This is a genomic window from Acinetobacter sp. YH12120 (assembly GCF_013418795.1).
GTDB lineage: Bacteria > Pseudomonadota > Gammaproteobacteria > Pseudomonadales > Moraxellaceae > Acinetobacter > Acinetobacter towneri.
Window position 1 is genome coordinate 23,985 of sequence record NZ_VPBI01000011.1, and the last position, 17,531, is coordinate 41,515.

General features: G+C 43.0%; 19 protein-coding genes. 17 read left to right on the forward strand and 2 right to left on the reverse strand.

The genetic code is table 11. The features are described from left to right. Positions 1-136: 136 nt before the first annotated feature. The 8 genes from rlmN to der all read left to right on the forward strand — a co-directional run bounded on the left by rlmN (position 137) and on the right by der (position 8,987). On the forward strand, positions 137-1,369 hold the full coding sequence (gene rlmN / locus FTU58_RS08715; protein WP_004975094.1) for a 23S rRNA (adenine(2503)-C(2))-methyltransferase RlmN: 1,233 nt from the start codon (positions 137-139) through the stop codon (positions 1,367-1,369). Positions 1,370-1,444: 75 nt separating this feature from the next. Further along, positions 1,445-2,233, forward strand: a complete 789-nt coding sequence (pilW, locus tag FTU58_RS08720) for a type IV pilus biogenesis/stability protein PilW (RefSeq protein ID WP_371971077.1) — start codon at positions 1,445-1,447, stop codon at positions 2,231-2,233. Beyond that, positions 2,224-3,033, forward strand: coding sequence for a RodZ domain-containing protein (locus FTU58_RS08725; RefSeq protein WP_004975098.1), 810 nt, complete (start codon positions 2,224-2,226; stop codon positions 3,031-3,033). Before pilW ends, FTU58_RS08725 begins: the two co-directional genes overlap by 10 nt. A 22-nt stretch (positions 3,034-3,055) precedes the next feature. Beyond that, positions 3,056-4,177, forward strand: coding sequence for a flavodoxin-dependent (E)-4-hydroxy-3-methylbut-2-enyl-diphosphate synthase (gene ispG, locus FTU58_RS08730; protein WP_004975100.1), 1,122 nt, complete (start codon positions 3,056-3,058; stop codon positions 4,175-4,177). A 3-nt stretch (positions 4,178-4,180) separates the two neighbouring features. Beyond that, positions 4,181-5,476 (forward strand): histidine--tRNA ligase, encoded by a 1,296-nt coding sequence (gene hisS / locus FTU58_RS08735; protein WP_180062336.1) that lies wholly within the window; start codon positions 4,181-4,183, stop codon positions 5,474-5,476. A gap of 30 nt (positions 5,477-5,506) precedes the next feature. Beyond that, positions 5,507-6,208: a tetratricopeptide repeat protein gene (locus FTU58_RS08740; RefSeq protein WP_004975103.1), complete on the forward strand. Its 702-nt coding sequence runs from the start codon at positions 5,507-5,509 to the stop codon at positions 6,206-6,208. Beyond that, complete coding sequence (gene bamB, locus FTU58_RS08745) at positions 6,208-7,356, forward strand: outer membrane protein assembly factor BamB (protein WP_004975105.1); 1,149 nt, start codon at positions 6,208-6,210, stop codon at positions 7,354-7,356. Before FTU58_RS08740 ends, bamB begins: the two co-directional genes overlap by 1 nt. Before the next feature lie 218 nt (positions 7,357-7,574). Next, a complete protein-coding gene (gene der / locus FTU58_RS08750; protein ID WP_004975107.1) occupies positions 7,575-8,987 on the forward strand; it encodes a ribosome biogenesis GTPase Der in 1,413 nt (470 codons plus the stop codon). 137 nt (positions 8,988-9,124) lie between these two features. Here the strand turns inward: der and FTU58_RS08755 are convergent, their stop codons facing one another. Together FTU58_RS08755 and FTU58_RS08760 are read right to left on the reverse strand one after the other, a co-directional pair. Next, a complete protein-coding gene (locus tag FTU58_RS08755) occupies positions 9,125-9,679 on the reverse strand; it encodes a hypothetical protein (RefSeq protein WP_180062337.1) in 555 nt (184 codons plus the stop codon). A 209-nt stretch (positions 9,680-9,888) separates the two neighbouring features. Beyond that, positions 9,889-10,662 (reverse strand): SDR family oxidoreductase, encoded by a 774-nt coding sequence (locus FTU58_RS08760; RefSeq protein ID WP_154320374.1) that lies wholly within the window; start codon positions 10,660-10,662, stop codon positions 9,889-9,891. Between the two features lie 107 nt (positions 10,663-10,769). Between FTU58_RS08760 and mazG the strand changes: the two genes are divergently transcribed. The 9 genes from mazG (at position 10,770) to yjgA (ending at position 17,480) form a co-directional block, all read left to right on the forward strand. After that, complete coding sequence (mazG, locus tag FTU58_RS08765; RefSeq protein WP_004975111.1) at positions 10,770-11,531, forward strand: nucleoside triphosphate pyrophosphohydrolase; 762 nt, start codon at positions 10,770-10,772, stop codon at positions 11,529-11,531. A 16-nt stretch (positions 11,532-11,547) separates the two neighbouring features. Beyond that, complete coding sequence (locus FTU58_RS08770) at positions 11,548-12,015, forward strand: ComEA family DNA-binding protein (protein ID WP_096901517.1); 468 nt, start codon at positions 11,548-11,550, stop codon at positions 12,013-12,015. A 129-nt stretch (positions 12,016-12,144) separates the two neighbouring features. Next, a complete protein-coding gene (gene pcnB, locus FTU58_RS08775; RefSeq protein WP_096901516.1) occupies positions 12,145-13,611 on the forward strand; it encodes a polynucleotide adenylyltransferase PcnB in 1,467 nt (488 codons plus the stop codon). Then, a complete protein-coding gene (folK, locus tag FTU58_RS08780; protein WP_004975118.1) occupies positions 13,608-14,096 on the forward strand; it encodes a 2-amino-4-hydroxy-6-hydroxymethyldihydropteridine diphosphokinase in 489 nt (162 codons plus the stop codon). The genes pcnB and folK overlap by 4 nt, the downstream gene beginning before the upstream one ends. A 49-nt stretch (positions 14,097-14,145) precedes the next feature. Then, positions 14,146-14,955, forward strand: coding sequence for a 3-methyl-2-oxobutanoate hydroxymethyltransferase (gene panB, locus FTU58_RS08785; RefSeq protein ID WP_096901515.1), 810 nt, complete (start codon positions 14,146-14,148; stop codon positions 14,953-14,955). A gap of 1 nt (position 14,956) precedes the next feature. Beyond that, the gene (gene panC / locus FTU58_RS08790; RefSeq protein WP_004975122.1) at positions 14,957-15,802 is read left to right on the forward strand and encodes a pantoate--beta-alanine ligase; all 846 of its coding nucleotides are present in this window, start codon (positions 14,957-14,959) and stop codon (positions 15,800-15,802) included. Between the two features lie 24 nt (positions 15,803-15,826). Further along, the gene (rapZ, locus tag FTU58_RS08795; RefSeq protein ID WP_180062338.1) at positions 15,827-16,678 is read left to right on the forward strand and encodes an RNase adapter RapZ; all 852 of its coding nucleotides are present in this window, start codon (positions 15,827-15,829) and stop codon (positions 16,676-16,678) included. Then, positions 16,675-16,944 (forward strand): HPr family phosphocarrier protein, encoded by a 270-nt coding sequence (locus tag FTU58_RS08800; protein ID WP_026438354.1) that lies wholly within the window; start codon positions 16,675-16,677, stop codon positions 16,942-16,944. The genes rapZ and FTU58_RS08800 overlap by 4 nt, the downstream gene beginning before the upstream one ends. Positions 16,945-16,946: 2 nt before the next feature. Beyond that, positions 16,947-17,480: a ribosome biogenesis factor YjgA gene (gene yjgA, locus FTU58_RS08805; protein WP_167846246.1), complete on the forward strand. Its 534-nt coding sequence runs from the start codon at positions 16,947-16,949 to the stop codon at positions 17,478-17,480. The last annotated feature ends 51 nt before the right edge of the window (positions 17,481-17,531 follow it).

Sequence of the window (17,531 nt, forward strand, 5' to 3'; positions counted from 1 at the left end):
TACGCAGTATTCAAACCAGATAAGTGTTATTATGCTTATCTGGTTTTTTATTCTCCGATTTTTATTTTCTGAATAAACCTTTGCTCACCTCTTGAGCTTCTCCTTTCATCTTTAGACATGGTTTAGGTATACACACATGAGTACAGAAGTCCTCGCTGCATCTGCGACAGATGTTCAGCAAGCATCTGCGTCCGCTCCTGCACAGTCTGCGACTGCAGAGAAAGTGAATCTCCTTGGCATGTCACGTCCACAAATGGAAAAATTCTTTGAAGATTTAGGCGAGAAGAAATTCCGTGCAGGGCAGGTGATGAAATGGATTCACCAGTTTTTTGTTACAGATTTTGCTGAAATGACCAATATTTCAGGCAAGTTACGTGAAAAACTGGAAAAGATTTGTGAAATTAAAGCGCCTGAAGTGGTGCATAAAAATTATTCTAAAGACGGTACTCGTAAGTGGGTATTCCGTGTCGGTGATGGTGAAGGCTCATTGGTCGAAACCGTTCTGATTCCTGCCGAAGACAAAACTGGCTCACGTAAAACCCTGTGTATTTCATCGCAAGTAGGTTGTGCACTGGACTGTTCATTTTGTTCTACGGGTAAACAAGGTTTTCAGCGTGACCTAACCCAAGCCGAAATTATTGGTCAGTTGTGGATGGCAAACTATTCCTATATGGAAGATGTGCCTGTGATTGAACGTGAGCGTTCTGTGACCAACGTGGTGATGATGGGTATGGGCGAACCGTTGTTGAATTACGATGCCGTCTTGAACGCCATGCGCATTATGCTAGATGACTTTGCTTATGGCATGTCTAAGCGTCGTGTGACTTTATCGACTTCGGGTGTTGTACCTAAAATTGACCAATTGGCACAAGATATTGATGTGGCTTTGGCAATTTCTTTGCACGCCACCAATAACGAACTGCGTGATGAACTTGTTCCAATCAATAAAAAATATCCATTGGAACAATTAATCGCAGCTTGTCAGCGTTATATTGGCAAAGATGGCAACGAAAGTGCGCGTAAACACGTGACCATTGAATATGTCATGTTAGATGGTGTAAATGACCATCCTGAACATGCGCAGCAAATGATTAAGCTACTCAAGAACCTGCCAAGCAAGATTAATTTGATTCCATTTAACCCATTTCCGCACGCGCCGTATGGACGTTCAAGCCGAAATCGAATTATTTCTTTCCAAAAAACTTTGTCTGATGCAGGTTTTGTGTGTACGATTCGTCAGACACGTGGTGATGATATTGATGCTGCGTGTGGGCAATTGGTCGGACAAGTGGCAGACCGCACCCGCCGTGCCGAACAGTGGAAAAAGAAAGTTGCAGCGCAAAATGAAATCATACGCTCGCAAGGATAATGACTTGTATAGATAACTAACTTGCATCGAACGAAGACGCAAAGGGGATGTCCATTGAATAAGCCTGTATTTAAAATCGCACAAATTACAACTGTTTGTATTTCGGCAATTTTTGCTGCAGCTTGTCAAACCACAGCTCCAACCTTAGGGCAAAAAGACCCTGAAAAAGCGGTGCAAGTACGTACGCAGTTGGCAGCAGAATACTTAAAAAATGGCGATTTAGACTCAGCCAAACGCGCACTTGATCAAGCTTTGGAAAGCGATTCACGTGATTCCACCGCCAATATGATGATGGGCGTGTTGCTGCAACAAGAAGGCAGCAAGCTGAATTTAGAAAAAGCCGATGCGTATTTTAAGCGTGCCATTGCCGCTGACCCAAAAAATGCACAAGCGCGTAACAACTATGGTACGTATTTATATCAAGTAGAACGCTATAATGATGCGATTGAGCAGCTCAGTATTGCAGGTGCAACACTGGGTTATGATCAACGCTTTAGAGCATTGGAAAATGTAGGTCGTATTTACTTGAAATTAGGCGATATAGAGAATGCCGAAAAGTCATTCAAACAAGCCTTGCAAGCCAATCGCGATTCTTATGTTTCAATGTTAGAGTTGTCGGAAATTTTATATTTAAGACAACAATTTGCACCCGCGCGACAATTGTATGAACAATTTGTACGTGCTGTGGGGCAAAAAAATCAGGGTGCGCGTGCCTTATGGATTGGGATTCGTTTAGCACGTGCCAATGGCGATCAATTGGGAACTCAGGTTTTAGTGAACCAGCTGCGTGCATTATTTCCCAATAGCCAAGAATACCAACGTTATTTGCAATTACAGTACAGTACTGAGGCCGTATGGAAGTAAATCCTAATTCACCGCAACCCACACAGGGGACAACGCCTGTACCCCATGCATTAGGAAATGTTCAACGTCCAGGTGAGTACCTTCGTCAAATTCGCGTCAATCAAAAACGCGAACTGGATGATGTTTCAAAAGATTTGAAAATTCCATTAAAAACGCTGATGGCGCTAGAGCAAGACGAATATACCGCTTTGCCTGAAGCGACCTTTATTAAAGGTTATTATCGTACCTATGCCAAATATTTACAGGTCGATGCTTCAGCCATTATTCAGCGTTTTGATGAAATTTATGCCAACGATACAGGGTTGTTGCCAAATCACGCCTTGAACAATTCACCCATCAAAATTATGGGAAAACTGCCAGGCTCTAACCGCGATCGCAATAAAAAGTGGCTCACACGTATCGCTGTGATTGTGGCGGTATTGCTGTTGTTGTGGGCATTGGTCGCGCTAATTCAAAACTGGATGTCGTCTGGTCAAGAGGGTGCAGAACCTGAAATTGCAGTACTGCAATCCGATGTGCAAATCATTTCTGACAATGCGACAGGCAGCACGCCTGCACTTGCTTCGGGCGATCAGCTGAATTTGCAATTTGCTCGTCCAACTTCAGTGCATATTGTTGACTCTGCTGGCAATGTTTTAGCGACAGGACGTCAAGCCTCTACTTTAAATTTACAAGGCGAAGCCCCATTTCAAATTCGCTTAGATGATGCGACTGCTGTGTCATTAAGTTTGAACAATGAGTCGATTTCATTATCGCCATATACTGTGAACGGAAAAGCAGAATTCCGTTTATCTCGATAATGCAGCAAGGTAGAGCGATATCATGATTGTGAATCCAATTCAACGCCGTCCGACCCGTAAAATTCGTGTGGGTTCTGTCTATGTGGGTGGTGATGCGCCCATCAGCATCCAAAGTATGACCAATACGGAAACCTGTGATGTTGCTGCAACTGTGGCGCAAATTCAGCGTTGTGTAGATGCGGGCGTAGACATCATGCGTGTTTCTGTACCAACCATGGAAGCCGCAGCTGCATTTGGCGAAATTCGTAAGCAAGTATCTGTGCCGTTGGTGGCAGACATTCACTTTGACTATAAAATTGCATTGGCAGTTGCCGATGCGGGTGCAGACTGTTTGCGGATTAACCCGGGTAATATTGGTTCGGAAGCCAAGATTCGTGAAGTGGTGGCTGCTGCCAAACATCATGATATTTCTATGCGAATTGGTGTGAATGCAGGATCGCTGGAAAAAGATATTCAGAAAAAATATGGCGAGCCGACAGGTGCAGCATTGCTGGAATCTGCTATGCGTCATATTGATATTTTAGACCGTTTAGATTTTCAGGAATTTAAAGTTTCAGTCAAAGCATCGAATGTGTTTTTAACCATGGATGCTTATCGTTTGTTATCACAACAAATTGATAATCCATTACATTTAGGCGTAACTGAAGCAGGTATTTACCGTACAGGCACCGTAAAATCTGCAATTGCCTTGGGCGGTCTGCTCATGGAAGGTATTGGCGATACTATGCGTATTTCGCTTGCGGCAGAACCTGAAGATGAAGTCAAAATCGGTTTTGATATTCTAAAATCTTTAGGTTTACGCTCTAACGGGATTAACTTTATTGCCTGCCCAAGCTGTTCACGTCAGGAATTTAACGTCATTTCTGTAATGCAGGCATTGGAGGAGCGTTTAGAAGATATTCGTACTCCAATGGATGTATCGGTCATTGGTTGTAAAGTGAATGGCCCGGGCGAAGCTAAAGAAGCTGATATTGGTGTGGTGGGCGCAAGTCCGCGTTCATTGGTTTATCGTAATGGTGAAAAGAGCCATTTAATTGATACCAATCAACTCGTTGATGAAATCGAAAGCATGGTTCGTCAGCGTGTTACAGAGCTTGAACAAGCTAAATCTAAAGAGATTATTCGTACAAATTTTTCTGAGTAAGTCATGAGTTCAATTGTTGCAATTAAAGGTTTTAATGACATTCTTCCAACGCAAACACTTGCGTGGAGACGTCTAGAGCAACATTTAGCATCTTTAATGGATGCTTATGGTTATCAACAAATTCGTTTGCCAATGGTTGAGCAAACCAATTTGTTTAAGCGTTCAATTGGTGATGCGACCGATATTGTTGAAAAAGAAATGTACACATTCTTAGACAAGGGTAATCCGCCTGAGTCTTTGACTTTGCGTCCTGAAGGAACTGCGGGTTGTGTACGTGCCATGTTAGAGCACAATTTGCTACGTGGTGCGACACCGCGCGTGTGGTATATCGGCCCAATGTTTCGTTATGAAAAACCGCAAAAAGGTCGTTATCGTCAATTCCACCAATTTGGTGTAGAAACTTTTGGCGTTGCAACACCAGATATGGATGCCGAACTTATTTTAATGACTGCGCGTTTATGGAAACGTATGGGCGTTGCCGATAAAGTTCGCTTAGAGTTGAATACGCTGGGTGAGTCGGATGAGCGCGCAGCGTATCGTGCCGCTTTGGTTGAGTTTTTGGAAGCGCACAAAGCCGATTTAGATGAAGATTCACAGCGTCGTTTAGGTACTAACCCACTGCGTATTTTGGACTCGAAAGATGCTAAAACGCAAAGCATCCTAGAAAATGCTCCAAAATTGCATGATTTTATGGGTGAAGATACGCTGAATCACTTTGCCCAATTACAGCAGTATTTAACCGATGCAGGCATTGAGTTTGTGATTAATCAAAAACTGGTACGCGGTTTAGATTATTACAATAAAACCGTTTTTGAATGGACAACCACGCATTTAGGTTCGCAAGGCACAGTTTGTGCAGGCGGGCGCTATGATGGTTTGGTTGGGCAGTTGAAGGGTAAGGCAGATCAGTCCGTACCTGCCGTGGGCTTCGCCATGGGCATTGAGCGTTTATTGTTGTTGCTTGAGCAAGTCGAAGACAATACGCCTGTACGTGATTGTGAAGTATTCTTGTTGGCAGATCCAACAACTCAAGGCAAGGCGTTGGTTTTAGCTGAGCAAATTCGTGACCAATTCGAACAAGCGGGCAGCCAGATTCGCTTAAAAGTTGGTTCACAAGGCTCAATGAAAAGCCAAATGAAAAAAGCCGATCAATCAGGTGCAATCTATGCCTTGATTTTTGGTGAGCGCGAAGCGGAAGCACAGCAATTGGCAGTGAAAACCTTGGCAACTGCTGAGCAAACGACTGTTGCAGTGACCAAAATTGTGCCTTTCATCATTGAAAAATTTTCTTCACAATAAGCCAAATAATATAAGGAAAAGGGTAATCCAATGAGCGCATTGAGTGATGACGAACAACTTGATAGTTTAAAATCGTTTGCGAAAAAATATGGTTCAGCCATGATTAGCGGGATTTTAATTGCGTTGATTGCCTTTTTCGGATGGCAATATTGGCAGAAAAAAACCTTGGCAGAGCAGCAAATGAATACTGCTAAAGTGCAACAACTGATGGATGATGCACGTACAGCAGAAGGCAATCCAGATGCCTTCAGTCAATTGTCTGCAACTGCCGATAAAATTGTGAAAGAAGCCCCTGATTCTGCGCAAGCTATTCAAACTCAATTCTTAATGGCTAAACTCGCTTACGATCAGCAAGATTTTGCTGCCGCAGAAAAAGCCTTAAAGAAAGTTGAAAACTCTAAAGTAAAAGACCAAGGCTTAGTGCAATTGGTTAAGTTGCGTTTGGCTTATGCACAGTTGGCGCAAAAGAAATACGATGAAGCTATTCAAAGTTTGGCCGCGGTGACTGATCCTGCATTTAAAGCGACTGCAGATGAAGCGCGTGGCGATGTTTATGTCGCGAAAAATGACCGTGAAAATGCCCAAAAAGCGTATCAAAGTGCATGGGATACTTTGGTGGAACGTAAACAAGAACGTCAAATTTTACAAATAAAACTCGAAAGTGTTGGTGTTTTGGTGGATGATCCTGAAATTGAACGCCCAGTATTAGACACACAAGTGGATGAGAGCTAATGAATAGAAAGTATAAAATACCGTTTGCACTGACCGTTTTAACCCTTGCTTTGGCGGGGTGTTCCACCAATAAAATTAAAGTTGCAGAAGTTAAGCCAAATCCACTGCCAAAACTTGAGCAAGCTCAAAGTCTAGTTCCTGTATTTTCACAAAGCGTTGCATCGACTACAGCAGCCGATCCATTGCGCCTGCAATTAGATGCCGAAAACGGGGTAATTTATACTGTTGATCCTAAAGGTGAGATGGCTGCCTATCAAGGCAAACAACGTCTTTGGCAAAAACAAGTGTCTAAGCAAGGCTTAACGGCAGGTGTCAATGCTGCTGAAGGCATTGTGGTTGCAGGAAATGCCAAAGGTCAATTGTTTGCTTTAGATCAGCAAACAGGTGAGCAAAAGTGGGTTGCACAGTTAACAGGTGCAATTCTTGCGCCATCGTTAATTCAGGCGGGTCGTGTGGTGACTGTAAGTAATGACGGCACGGTATATGCACACAATGCCGAAACAGGTCAGTTGGTGTGGACTTACAACTTGCCAAACGTGCAATTTAGTTTGCGTGGTATGGCTGCACCTGTGGCGCTCGATTCACGTACTGTACTGATTGCTTCTGCAAATGCCTATGTCTATGCACTGGATATTGTTACAGGCGTACCACGTATGCAGCGCCGCGTTGCCATTAGTGAAGGCCGTTCAGACATTCAACGCTTAAATGACATTGATGGCGACCCAGTGGTTGCTGGTCAATTCTTGGTGACCACAAGCTACCAAGGTCAGGTCACCGTATTGGACTTGGCTTCACAACAAGTGATTTGGAGTGAAGATGCAAGCAGTACCAAACGTCCAGAAGTTGCGGGGAATGGTGTATTTGTCAGCACTGCAGATGGTAAAATTGCAGCTTACGAAATCACATCAGGACAAGCACTTTGGGAAAATGACAGTTTGCTCAACCGTCGTTTATCTAATCCTGTGTTGTTTGGACAATATTTAGTGGTCGGTGATTTAGATGGTGTTTTACACCTCATTGATCCAAGCTCAGGGCAACTGGTTGGACGTTCAAAAACCAATGGCGAAGTCCGTTCATTGCGTGTAATTGACAATCAACTCTATGTCGCAACGCAAAAGGGCGCATTAAGCGTTTGGCAGAACCGCTAATTTTGTTCTGACTTTTATGCTAAAATAGTTGTCCGTATTTTTACGCGGGGTAATTGAATCATCAATGCCCCGTGTTTTTATTTAATAGAGTGGTCGATGTTCTCTCTGTCGTTTGCGTGGTCGCAACGCTGAACCCAACATCCATACTCTGTTCTTTCTTCCACAGTTTCGGATGTACAGACCATTGAAACTGACTGATCTTGAATAAAGGTTAATCTATGAAACCCGTAATTGCGCTCATTGGTCGTCCGAACGTCGGAAAATCAACGCTGTTTAACCAGATTACCAAGAGCCGTGATGCACTTGTTGCTGACTTTGCAGGTCTGACACGTGACCGCAAATATGGTGATGCAACCTATCAAAATAAATCTTTCATTGTGGTCGATACTGGCGGTATTGGCGAAAGTGAAGGTGGCATCGACTCTTACATGGCTGAACAATCTAAAACAGCCATCCATGAAGCCGATATGATCATTTTTGTGGTCGATGCACGTGCAGGCTTGTTGGCATCGGATGAGCAAATTGCGCGTGAATTGCGTACTTTGGGCAAAAAAGTATTCTTGGTGGCGAACAAAGTAGATGGCGTACATGCCGAAGCCGCTTTGGTTGAGTTCTTTAAACTGGGTATGGGCGAGCCATTGCAAGTGGCTGCCAGCCATGGTCGAGGCGTTCAGCAAATGCTGGAAGACGTTTTGGCAGATGTTCCTGAAGATGAAAACCCAGATGCACATGATCAAGACACAGGTTTGCGTTTAGCCATTATTGGACGTCCAAACGTGGGTAAATCGACACTGGTTAACCGTTTATTGGGTGAAGAACGTGTAGTGGCATACGATCAGCCAGGTACGACACGTGACTCAGTCTATATTCCGTTTGAGCGCAACGAACGTAAATACACCTTGATTGATACTGCAGGTGTGCGTCGTAAAGGTAAGGTCGATGAAATGATCGAGAAATTCTCGATTGTGAAAACCTTGCAAGCCATGAAAGATGCACACGTGGTGGTGATTGTGGTCGATGCACGTGATGGTATTGTCGAGCAAGATTTGCACTTAATTGGTTACGCACTTGAAGCAGGGCGTGCCATGGTGATTGCGATTAACAAATGGGACAATATGTCCGAATATGATCGCAAACAATGTAAGTTAGATGTTGAGCGTCGTTTTGACTTTATTCCATGGGCAAAAATCCACCTGATTTCTGCCTTGCATGGTACAGGCGTGGGTGACTTATATCCATCTATCCACCGTGCGTATGAGTCATCGCACTTAAAAGTGTCACCTGCCAAATTGACGCAAATTTTGAATGACGCAACAGATGCACACCATCCACCTAAAGTGCAAGGTCGCGCTATTAAAATGCGTTATGCACACATGGGTGGACAGAACCCGCCAACCATCGTGATTCATGGTAATAAGGTCGATAAAACTCCTGCAGATTACCGTCGTTATTTAGAAAACGTGTTCCGTAAAGTCTATAAGCTAGAAGGTACACCTGTAAAAATTGAATTTAAAACCTCTGAAAACCCATTTGAAGGGCGTAAGTCACAAGTGGATGAGCGTACTGCGGCACGTCGTCGTCGTTATGTGCAGAAGTTTAAGAAAGCCGAGAAGAAGTTTAAGCGAGGCTAAGGCTTAAATTTTGACGCGTTTGATTAAAAAATCCCGAATGTGAATTCGGGATTTTTTTATTACAGTTTGAGCAAAATTGCCTAGAGATCAGCTTTGTGAATATTTTACTGAAGTTGTTAGGTCAATTCTTAATATTGTTAAAATGCACATTTTTTCGCTTTTTGATAAATTTGGATGTTATCCAGATTATTACGTGCAATTTCCAAAGACTGTTGGCTTGCACTTAAATCTTGTTGTGCATTTTGACCCGAAAAAGCATTTGCAATTTGGCTTGCTTTAGACACTGTTTCAGATTGACCTGAGAAAGCAGAAAGGGCTGAACCTGCAATGCCAGCCCATTTGCTTACAGGGTTGTTGGCTTGAGCATTGGCTTGGCTGCTGCTGATCTCTGCTTGCGCCAAAGTGCGTTGTGCTGCTTTGGCTTCAACTGCTAAATCTGTGCAGTCTAAAGTTTTTAAATAGCTGGTGCTATAAACCTGATTTTGCTGAAGGTTGCCATAATAAGCTTTATCGGCTTGCTTAACTGCATTCGCAGCAGCTAGACGGCTTTGATTCATTTGAGCTTCGGCTTGATTGACTGCAGCCGCATTTTTAGCACCTAATACTGCTGTTGCTGCTTCAATCCAGTTGGCTTGAGCTGCTAAAGGTAAACAAAGAATCCCGCAGCTAAGAAACAATTTTTTTAAAGTCATTATTTATCCCTCTCATTTATATAAGATTGTGATTCTAATAAAAATAAAAGCAAAAAAGGTGATTTGTTATACTTTTGTATCAAATTAATTGTTTGATTGTAAATAATTTTTTAATTTCAAGTATTGATTGTTTAATCATTCTAATGAATCTAGCGCCTGTGATGAAAAAAGGCGCTAGAAGTATTGCTGTTGAAGTTTTATATATTTATTTAATGACGCTTCGCCAACAAGCTATTTGACAGACGATTTAACCATTGTGGGCTAATACTCGAAAGTTGCATCAGGGTTTTGGCTTTTAAACCGACCGCACGATGCGTATTGGTCAGAATCGAATCTTTAACTGTCGCTTGTTGATACACCACCTGTGCAACATCTTCTGTTGATAAATGCACGCCCATGTTCTGAATGGTGGCTGCATCCATATCTTTAACCATTGCAGTTTGTACAAATAGCGGCATGACATCTAAGACCCGAATACCATATTTTTGCCACTCTATATCTAAACCTTCTGTAATGCCACGCACTGCAAACTTGGAAGCAGAATAAGAAATTAAATCGGCTTGTCCATAAATCGCAGATGCAGAAGATAGGTTAATCACCCGTGCAAAATTCGCTTGTTTTAAATAAGGCAAAGCCGCATGACAGCCGTTCAACACACCATTCACATTCACCGCCATAATCCGATGATGCGCTTCTATGGGCGTGTCTTCAAATGCACCTGAGTAGAGAATTCCTGCATTATTCACCAAAATATTCAATTCACCTGCCCATTGGCAAAAATCGGATAATGCAGCTTGCCAACTGGCATAGTCTGCTACATCAAGCAAACCTGCATGCGCACGCTCACCCAATTGTTCTGCCAATTGCTGTGCTTGTGTGAGATGAATATCATAAATACCGACACGGTAACCTTGCCGATAAAACAATTGTGCGATTGCCGCACCAATGCCTTGTGCAGCGCCACTAATCAAGATACTGTGCATTTGAACTTGCTCCCTGATGTTATTTTTGTTGTGCATATCGTCCTTGCCGTCTGAGCATAACAAAAAAATGGTGCATTCGTGCAATAAATTGAAATAAGGAACAACCCATGCAGCAATTGCTTTCAATCATGCAACAGTTACGTCAACAATGCCCGTGGGATCAAAAACAAACCCCAGAAAGTTTGACTCAATACGCAATTGAAGAAGCTTATGAAGTTGAAGCAGCAGTGCGTTCAGGCAAGGTGGATGATGTACGTGATGAACTGGGTGATTTGTTGTTGCAAGTGGTGTTTCAGGCACAAATGTATAGCGAACAAGGCGCATTTGATTTTCAGGATGTGGTGCAAGCCATTTGCGATAAATTGATTCGTCGGCATCCACATGTTTTTCAGGCAGAACAGTTTGCGCAGCTCAGCGCAGAAGATGTCGCTGCTTTATGGAAAACCATCAAACAACAAGAAAAACAGGGTAAAGCAAAGTCACGTTTAGATGAGGTGAAACATGCACCCGCCTTGGTGCAAGCACAACAAATTCAACAACATGCGGCACAATTGGGCTTTGACTTTCATACCGTGCAAGATGCGTATGGCAAGTTAGAAGAAGAATTGCAAGAATTACAACAGGCGATTCAACAGCAACAATCCGATGAAATACAGGATGAGTTAGGGGATTGTTTGTTTTCTTTAATCAATGTTGGGCGTAAACTTGGCGTGTCCAGTGAGTTGGCATTATTGGGCACAATTCATAAATTTAGAACACGCTTTGCTTACATTGAAGATCAGGCCGAATTACAACAAAAAACAATAGAAGATATGACTTTAGAAGAAATGGATCAACTTTGGGAGCAGGCAAAACAACAATTAAAATGACAGGTTTTGCGGCAACATGAATATATCGCAGCAATTAAAAGTTTCTTTTCGCTTTTTTTCTTTCGGATGGCAGTACTGGCTTGCATTGCTGTTATGCAGTATCAGTGTATGGACTACAGCACAAAATGTGCAATCTAAGCCTGCGCAGGTGGGTGGGCACAGCTATGATCAAAACTATTTAAAATGGAAAGCGCAGCAAGCCGCGCAAGATCAGCGTTTAAGTGCGGCTCAAACCACATCATCAAGCGCAGAACATTATTTAGCACGTCCTACTCAGCAGAGTGCGCATACAAATCAAGTGCGTTTAAATAGCGCTTCACTAGAACAATTGCAGCAATTGTCTGGGGTGGGCATGAAAAAAGCACAAGCGATTGTGGAATATCGAAAACAAAATGGAAAATTCCAAAGTATTGAAGAACTTCAGCAAGTCAAAGGGATTGGGTCTGCCTTATTTGCCAAGAATAAACACAAGTTGGCATTGTAGCTGCAAGCAGAATTTTAGCACTGCACATTGCAAAATTAGCATGTGAATCAAATTGCCCTTTGATTGTGTTAGAGATATGATTAGCGACATCTTATCTGTTTTACGTTCAGACGTAGGAGACAGCGTCTTTTGCAAACTTTGCGCGCGTCAAAATGTGGTTTATCTACCGCTCAATTACCTTCTTCCATTTTAGATGTTCTAGATGCTTTAACCAAAGCAGGCTATGAAGCTTATATCGTCGGTGGTGGAGTTCGTGACTTAATGTTAGGGCTAAATCCGAAGGATTTTGATGCCGTAACCAATGCCACACCCTCACAAGTGAAAGAAGTTTTCGGACGACGTTGCCGAATTATTGGACGACGTTTTGAGCTGGCGCATGTCTATGCAGGGCGTGAACTAATTGAAGTGGCCACTTTCCGTGCGCCACCGAAAAAAGCTGTGACTTCTGCGGCGGGGATGATTCTGCGCGATAATAACTGGGGCACAATCGAGCAAGATTTTGCCCGTCGTGACTTTTCAATCAATGCGTTGTATTACCAGCCACGCAAAGGCATCGTGTTAGATTTTTGCAATGCCGTAGATGATATAAAGCACAGAAACTTGCGTTTATTGGGCGATCCAACTTTACGTTTTGAAGAAGACCCAGTGCGTATGCTGCGTACTTTGCGTTTTGCTGCCAAATTAAATTTCAATATTGATCCAAAAATTCTTAAAATTTTTACGCCTGAAATGACGCAGTTATTGCGTGATGTATCGCCACACCGTTTATATGATGAGTCGCAAAAACTCTTTACGATGGGACATTTAAATAAAGTCCTGCCGATGTTGATTGAGTTTGGTATTTGGCGTCAGTTATTTGCCGACATCAAGCCAGACATCAACTCATTTATTGAACGTGCAGCAAAAAATACCGATCAACGGATTGCGATTGGTAAAACCATCAACCCTGCATTTTTCTATGCGGTGCTGTTGTGGCAACCGTTTTTAGAGCGTTGTGACTTTTATCTTTCTAAAGGTGTGGTGGCAGCCGAAGCGCGAGCCCAAGCAGGTTTAGATGTACTGAAACGTCAGGCGACACGTACCATTATTCCTCGTTTTGCTGAAACTTTTATTCGTGAAGTTTGGGAAATGCAAACCCGTTTATTGCAACCGAAACCACAGCAAATTGAAGCATTGTCTGGGCATGCGCGTTTCCGTGCAGGTTTTGACTTTTTATTACTGCGTGAAAAAGCAGGCGATAGCTCGACTTTAGGAATGGGTCAGTGGTGGGATGCCTACCAGCTTATGAGCACCGATGAAAAAGAACGTGCGATTGCCCAATATAACCGATTACGTGCCAAGAGCCGCCGTAAAACAGCGCAAGAACCTGTTGATGTGGCACCAGCAACACATGCTGCCGATATGCAGATTGAACCCTTGGTGAATGAGCCTGAGCCTCGTAGTCGACGTGCGCGTAAAGCCAAACAGTATGAAGAAAATCGGGCGCAATTGACTGCTACAGCAAACGGTTCAGGTATTGGTGCAGATCATCCGATTTTAAAACGTAAACGTGTGCAACGTGATTTAAGCCAAGTGATTTTTGGGCCAACACAATGAGCAACATCACCTATATTGGTTTAGGCAGTAATTTGGGCGATTCGCGTCAAATTTTGACTGAAGCGGTGCAAAAACTGGCAACTTTGGGGCAAGTGCAGACTTCTAAACTGTATCAAAGCCCACCAATGGGGCCACAAGATCAGCCTAATTATTTGAATGCTGTGGTACGTTTAGATACCGAACTTGAAGCCTTGGCATTGTTAGATGAATTACAGCGTTTTGAACAAGAGTCGGGTCGGGTGCGTTTACGTCATTGGGGTGAGCGTACGCTAGATTTAGACTTGTTGATTTATGCTGATGCCAACATTCAAAATGAACGTCTGACTGTACCGCATGTGGGGGTGTTAGAACGTGATTTTGTCGTCATCCCGTTGTTAGATTTGGATGCTAACTTAAGCGTTAAGGGACAATTATTAAAACACTCGCCATTGCTTGAACATCCGAGCTTAACTGTTGTAGATGCCAGCAATTGGGCAGGGCTATAAAGTTTTAAATTAAGCATGCGTGATGCTTTTTCCATAGAGGAATATTTTCATGATTAGTTTAAGTGACCTAAGAAAATTTAAAGCGGAAGGTCGAAAATTCTCCTGCCTGACTTGCTATGATGCAAGCATGGCGAAAGCAATGGAAATTGCTGAAATTGATACGATTTTAATTGGCGATTCTTTGGGGATGTCCATTCAGGGGCGTGACTCAACCTTGCCTGTCAGCGTGGCGGATATGGCTTATCATACTGCGGCGGTGCGTCGTGGTAATCAACATGCTTTTATTTTGACTGACTTGCCATTTATGAGTTATGCCACCTTAAATGATGCATTGCAAAGCTCGAAAGAGGTGATGCAAGCGGGTGCACAAATGGTCAAAATGGAAGGTGGTGCATGGCTCAGCGAAACCGTTGCAACACTGACCCGTAATGGTATTCCTGTCTGTGTACATTTAGGTTTAACGCCACAATCGGTGCATGTATTTGGCGGTTATAAATTACAGGCACGTACCCGCGAAGCTGCAGATAAACTGATTGCTGACTGTAAAGCTGTGGTAGAAGCAGGCGCGGCGATTCTGTTACTAGAATGTGTGCCAGCACAGCTAGGTCAAGAAATTTCTGCCTTGTTCCCTGAAATTCCAGTGATTGGGATTGGTGCAGGTGCAGACACTGACGGTCAGGTACTAGTGGTGCAAGACATGCTGGGGCTGACTTTTGGTCGTGTCGCAAAATTTGTACGTAACTTTATGAAAGAACAAGCGGGTGAAACTGCCATTTTGGATGCATTTAAAGACTATCATGCTGCAGTTCAAGATGGTTCTTTCCCTGCACGTGAACAAACTTTCCAAGTCGAGTTGTAATATGAAAACTGAAACCACAATTCAAGGCTTAGCGGCTTCATTACAGCCTGCACGCGCTGCGCGTAAAACCATTGGTTTTGTTCCGACTATGGGCAATTTGCACGAAGGGCATTTGACCTTGGTGCGCGAAGCGAAAAAAATATGTGATGTGGTGGTGGTCAGTATTTTTGTCAATCCAATTCAATTTGGCCCTAATGAAGACTTTGACAGTTATCCGCGAACTTTAGACCAAGACAGTCAATTGTTGGCAGAAGTCGGTTGTGACATTATTTTTGCGCCTTCAGTTGAGCAAATGTATGGCAGCAAACCACGTTTGACCAATATTTCAGTGAGCGAGATTACGGCAGACTTATGTGGCTTGCAGCGTCCTGGACACTTTGATGGTGTTGCGGTGGTCGTGACCAAGTTATTCAATATGGTACAGCCAAACTATGCTTTCTTTGGTGAAAAAGACTATCAACAACTGGCAGTCATTCGTCAGTTTGTACGTGACTTGAATATTCCGCTAGAAGTGATTGGTGTGCCAATTGTACGTGCAGCAGATGGTTTGGCACTTAGTTCACGCAATGGGTATTTGAGCGCTGAACAGCGTCAAATTGCACCGACAATCTATCAAAGTTTAAAGGCTGCTGCACAAGCATTACAGCAAGGTGAAACTTTGTCACAAGTGTTAGCGAATATTAAAGCAACATTGACAGCAGCAGGCTTTGTTGTGGACTATGTAGAGGCGCGTACAACAGAATTGCAGAAAATTGAAGCATTTAGTGAAGATCTGGTGTTGTTCGTTGCAGCAAAATTGGGCAATACACGTTTAATTGATAATTTGCAGGTCAAACATTCTGCATAGCTGGCAATAGAAGGGTTGCATGCCATGAAACGTATTTTGATCGTGACAGGTCAATCGGGTTCAGGAAAATCTTCGGCATTACAAGTGTTGGAAGATTTGGGTTATTACTGTATTGATAATTTACCTTTGGCATTGCTCCCCGAAATTGTGGATAAACTGGATCAGGAAAATAACTTGGAGCAGTTGGCATTGGGGGTAGATGTACGCAGCACCCGTGCCGACTTGCAAGAGTTTGATTTGGTATTTGAGCAACTGCAAAAGCATGGTTCAGTCGATATTATTTATCTGACCACGCAAGATCAGGAATTGATTGCCCGTTTTAGCGCATCACGCCGTCCGCATCCACTCTCTAGCCGTTTTAAAAGCTTGAATGAATGTATTCAAGAAGAAAAAAACTTGTTGATGCCGATTCAGTTCCGCTCTACGGTTCATATTGATACCACTGACAAAAGCGTGCATGATTTAAAACATGTGTTGTTGTCTAAGCTTGGGCAAACTGACAAATTGATTGTAATTTTACAATCCTTTGGCTATAAGCACGGAATCCCCTTAGATGCCGATTATGTGTTTGATGTGCGTCATTTGCCCAATCCACATTGGGATTTGGAGCTCAGGAAATATTCAGGCTTAGATGCCCCTGTGCAGGAATTTTTGCAACAAAGTTCACAAACGCATGAAATGTTTCACGACATCCACCAGTTTTTAGAAAAATGGTTGCCAGCCTTTGCCGAAGGGCATCGTCACTACATCACCATTTCAATTGGCTGTACGGGTGGGCAACACCGTTCCGTTTATATCGTAGATAGACTAAAAAAAGCACTTGAGGCAAAATGGTCTATTCAAGTCTTACACCGAGAAATGAAGCACTGGTCATGATCGACACAACTGTTGACGTAATTAATAAACTAGGTTTACATGCACGGGCATCTGGGAAACTGATTGAAGTGACCACCAAATTCCGTTCGTCAATCCAAATTGGTAAAGGCGACAAATTGGTTGATGCCAAAAATATTATGTCCTTGCTCATGTTAGGTGCAGGCAAGGGAACTACTTTACGCTTGGTGATTGATGGTGCAGATGAAGAAAAAGCTTTATCTGATATTCAAGCACTGTTTGCAGCAAAATTTTACGAGGCAGATTAATCGTGGCACGTCGACCGCAACGTTTTACCGAAGATGACTTTGAATCTTTAGAAGGGCGTGCAAGTAAAACCGAACAGAAAAAAGCCGTACAACGTATGGCCGCGCTTGGCGAACAATTGGCGCAGTTAAGTACTAAACAAATTCAAAAACTTCCAGTAGAAGAGCGTTTAATTGATGCTTTACTGGAATTGCAAAGTATTACTTCACATGAAGCACGTCGTCGTCAGTGTCAGCGTATTGGTAAATTGTTGCGTAATGAAGATGAAAGCGTAATTTTGTCTTATTTGACGCCGCAGCAAGGTGCGAAAAAAACCGCACAGTTACAGCGTTGGGTAGAGCGAATTATTAAAGACGGCGACCCTGTGATTAATGATTTTAGTAAAACCTATAAAGCAGCTGAGCGTCATACGCTGCGTCAGCATGTGTTGCGTATCCACCGTGATATGAAACAGGAAGTGTCTGCGGAAGAACTTGAAGCATCTAAGCTCAAGTTGTTTAACTATGTGCAGCAAGTGGCTTTGCTGTCAGAAAACTAAGCTATCAGAGAACCAAGTGATCAAACGCGAGCTTGTCTGATTGCAATAAAA

Bases quoted from the DNA above. Each gene is read 5' to 3' on its own strand.
- folK (WP_004975118.1), top strand. From the start codon at position 13,608: ATGAGCAACATCACCTATATTGGTTTAGGCAGTAATTTGGGCGATTCG.
- hisS (WP_180062336.1), top strand. From the start codon at position 4,181: ATGAGTTCAATTGTTGCAATTAAAGGTTTTAATGACATTCTTCCAACG.
- panB (WP_096901515.1), top strand. From the start codon at position 14,146: ATGATTAGTTTAAGTGACCTAAGAAAATTTAAAGCGGAAGGTCGAAAA.
- mazG (WP_004975111.1), top strand. From the start codon at position 10,770: ATGCAGCAATTGCTTTCAATCATGCAACAGTTACGTCAACAATGCCCG.
- FTU58_RS08740 (WP_004975103.1), top strand. From the start codon at position 5,507: ATGAGCGCATTGAGTGATGACGAACAACTTGATAGTTTAAAATCGTTT.
- panC (WP_004975122.1), top strand. From the start codon at position 14,957: ATGAAAACTGAAACCACAATTCAAGGCTTAGCGGCTTCATTACAGCCT.
- FTU58_RS08755 (WP_180062337.1), bottom strand. From the start codon at position 9,679: ATGACTTTAAAAAAATTGTTTCTTAGCTGCGGGATTCTTTGTTTACCT.
- rlmN (WP_004975094.1), top strand. From the start codon at position 137: ATGAGTACAGAAGTCCTCGCTGCATCTGCGACAGATGTTCAGCAAGCA.
- bamB (WP_004975105.1), top strand. From the start codon at position 6,208: ATGAATAGAAAGTATAAAATACCGTTTGCACTGACCGTTTTAACCCTT.
- rapZ (WP_180062338.1), top strand. From the start codon at position 15,827: ATGAAACGTATTTTGATCGTGACAGGTCAATCGGGTTCAGGAAAATCT.
- FTU58_RS08800 (WP_026438354.1), top strand. From the start codon at position 16,675: ATGATCGACACAACTGTTGACGTAATTAATAAACTAGGTTTACATGCA.
- der (WP_004975107.1), top strand. From the start codon at position 7,575: ATGAAACCCGTAATTGCGCTCATTGGTCGTCCGAACGTCGGAAAATCA.
- ispG (WP_004975100.1), top strand. From the start codon at position 3,056: ATGATTGTGAATCCAATTCAACGCCGTCCGACCCGTAAAATTCGTGTG.
- FTU58_RS08770 (WP_096901517.1), top strand. From the start codon at position 11,548: ATGAATATATCGCAGCAATTAAAAGTTTCTTTTCGCTTTTTTTCTTTC.
- FTU58_RS08760 (WP_154320374.1), bottom strand. From the start codon at position 10,662: ATGCACAGTATCTTGATTAGTGGCGCTGCACAAGGCATTGGTGCGGCA.
- FTU58_RS08725 (WP_004975098.1), top strand. From the start codon at position 2,224: ATGGAAGTAAATCCTAATTCACCGCAACCCACACAGGGGACAACGCCT.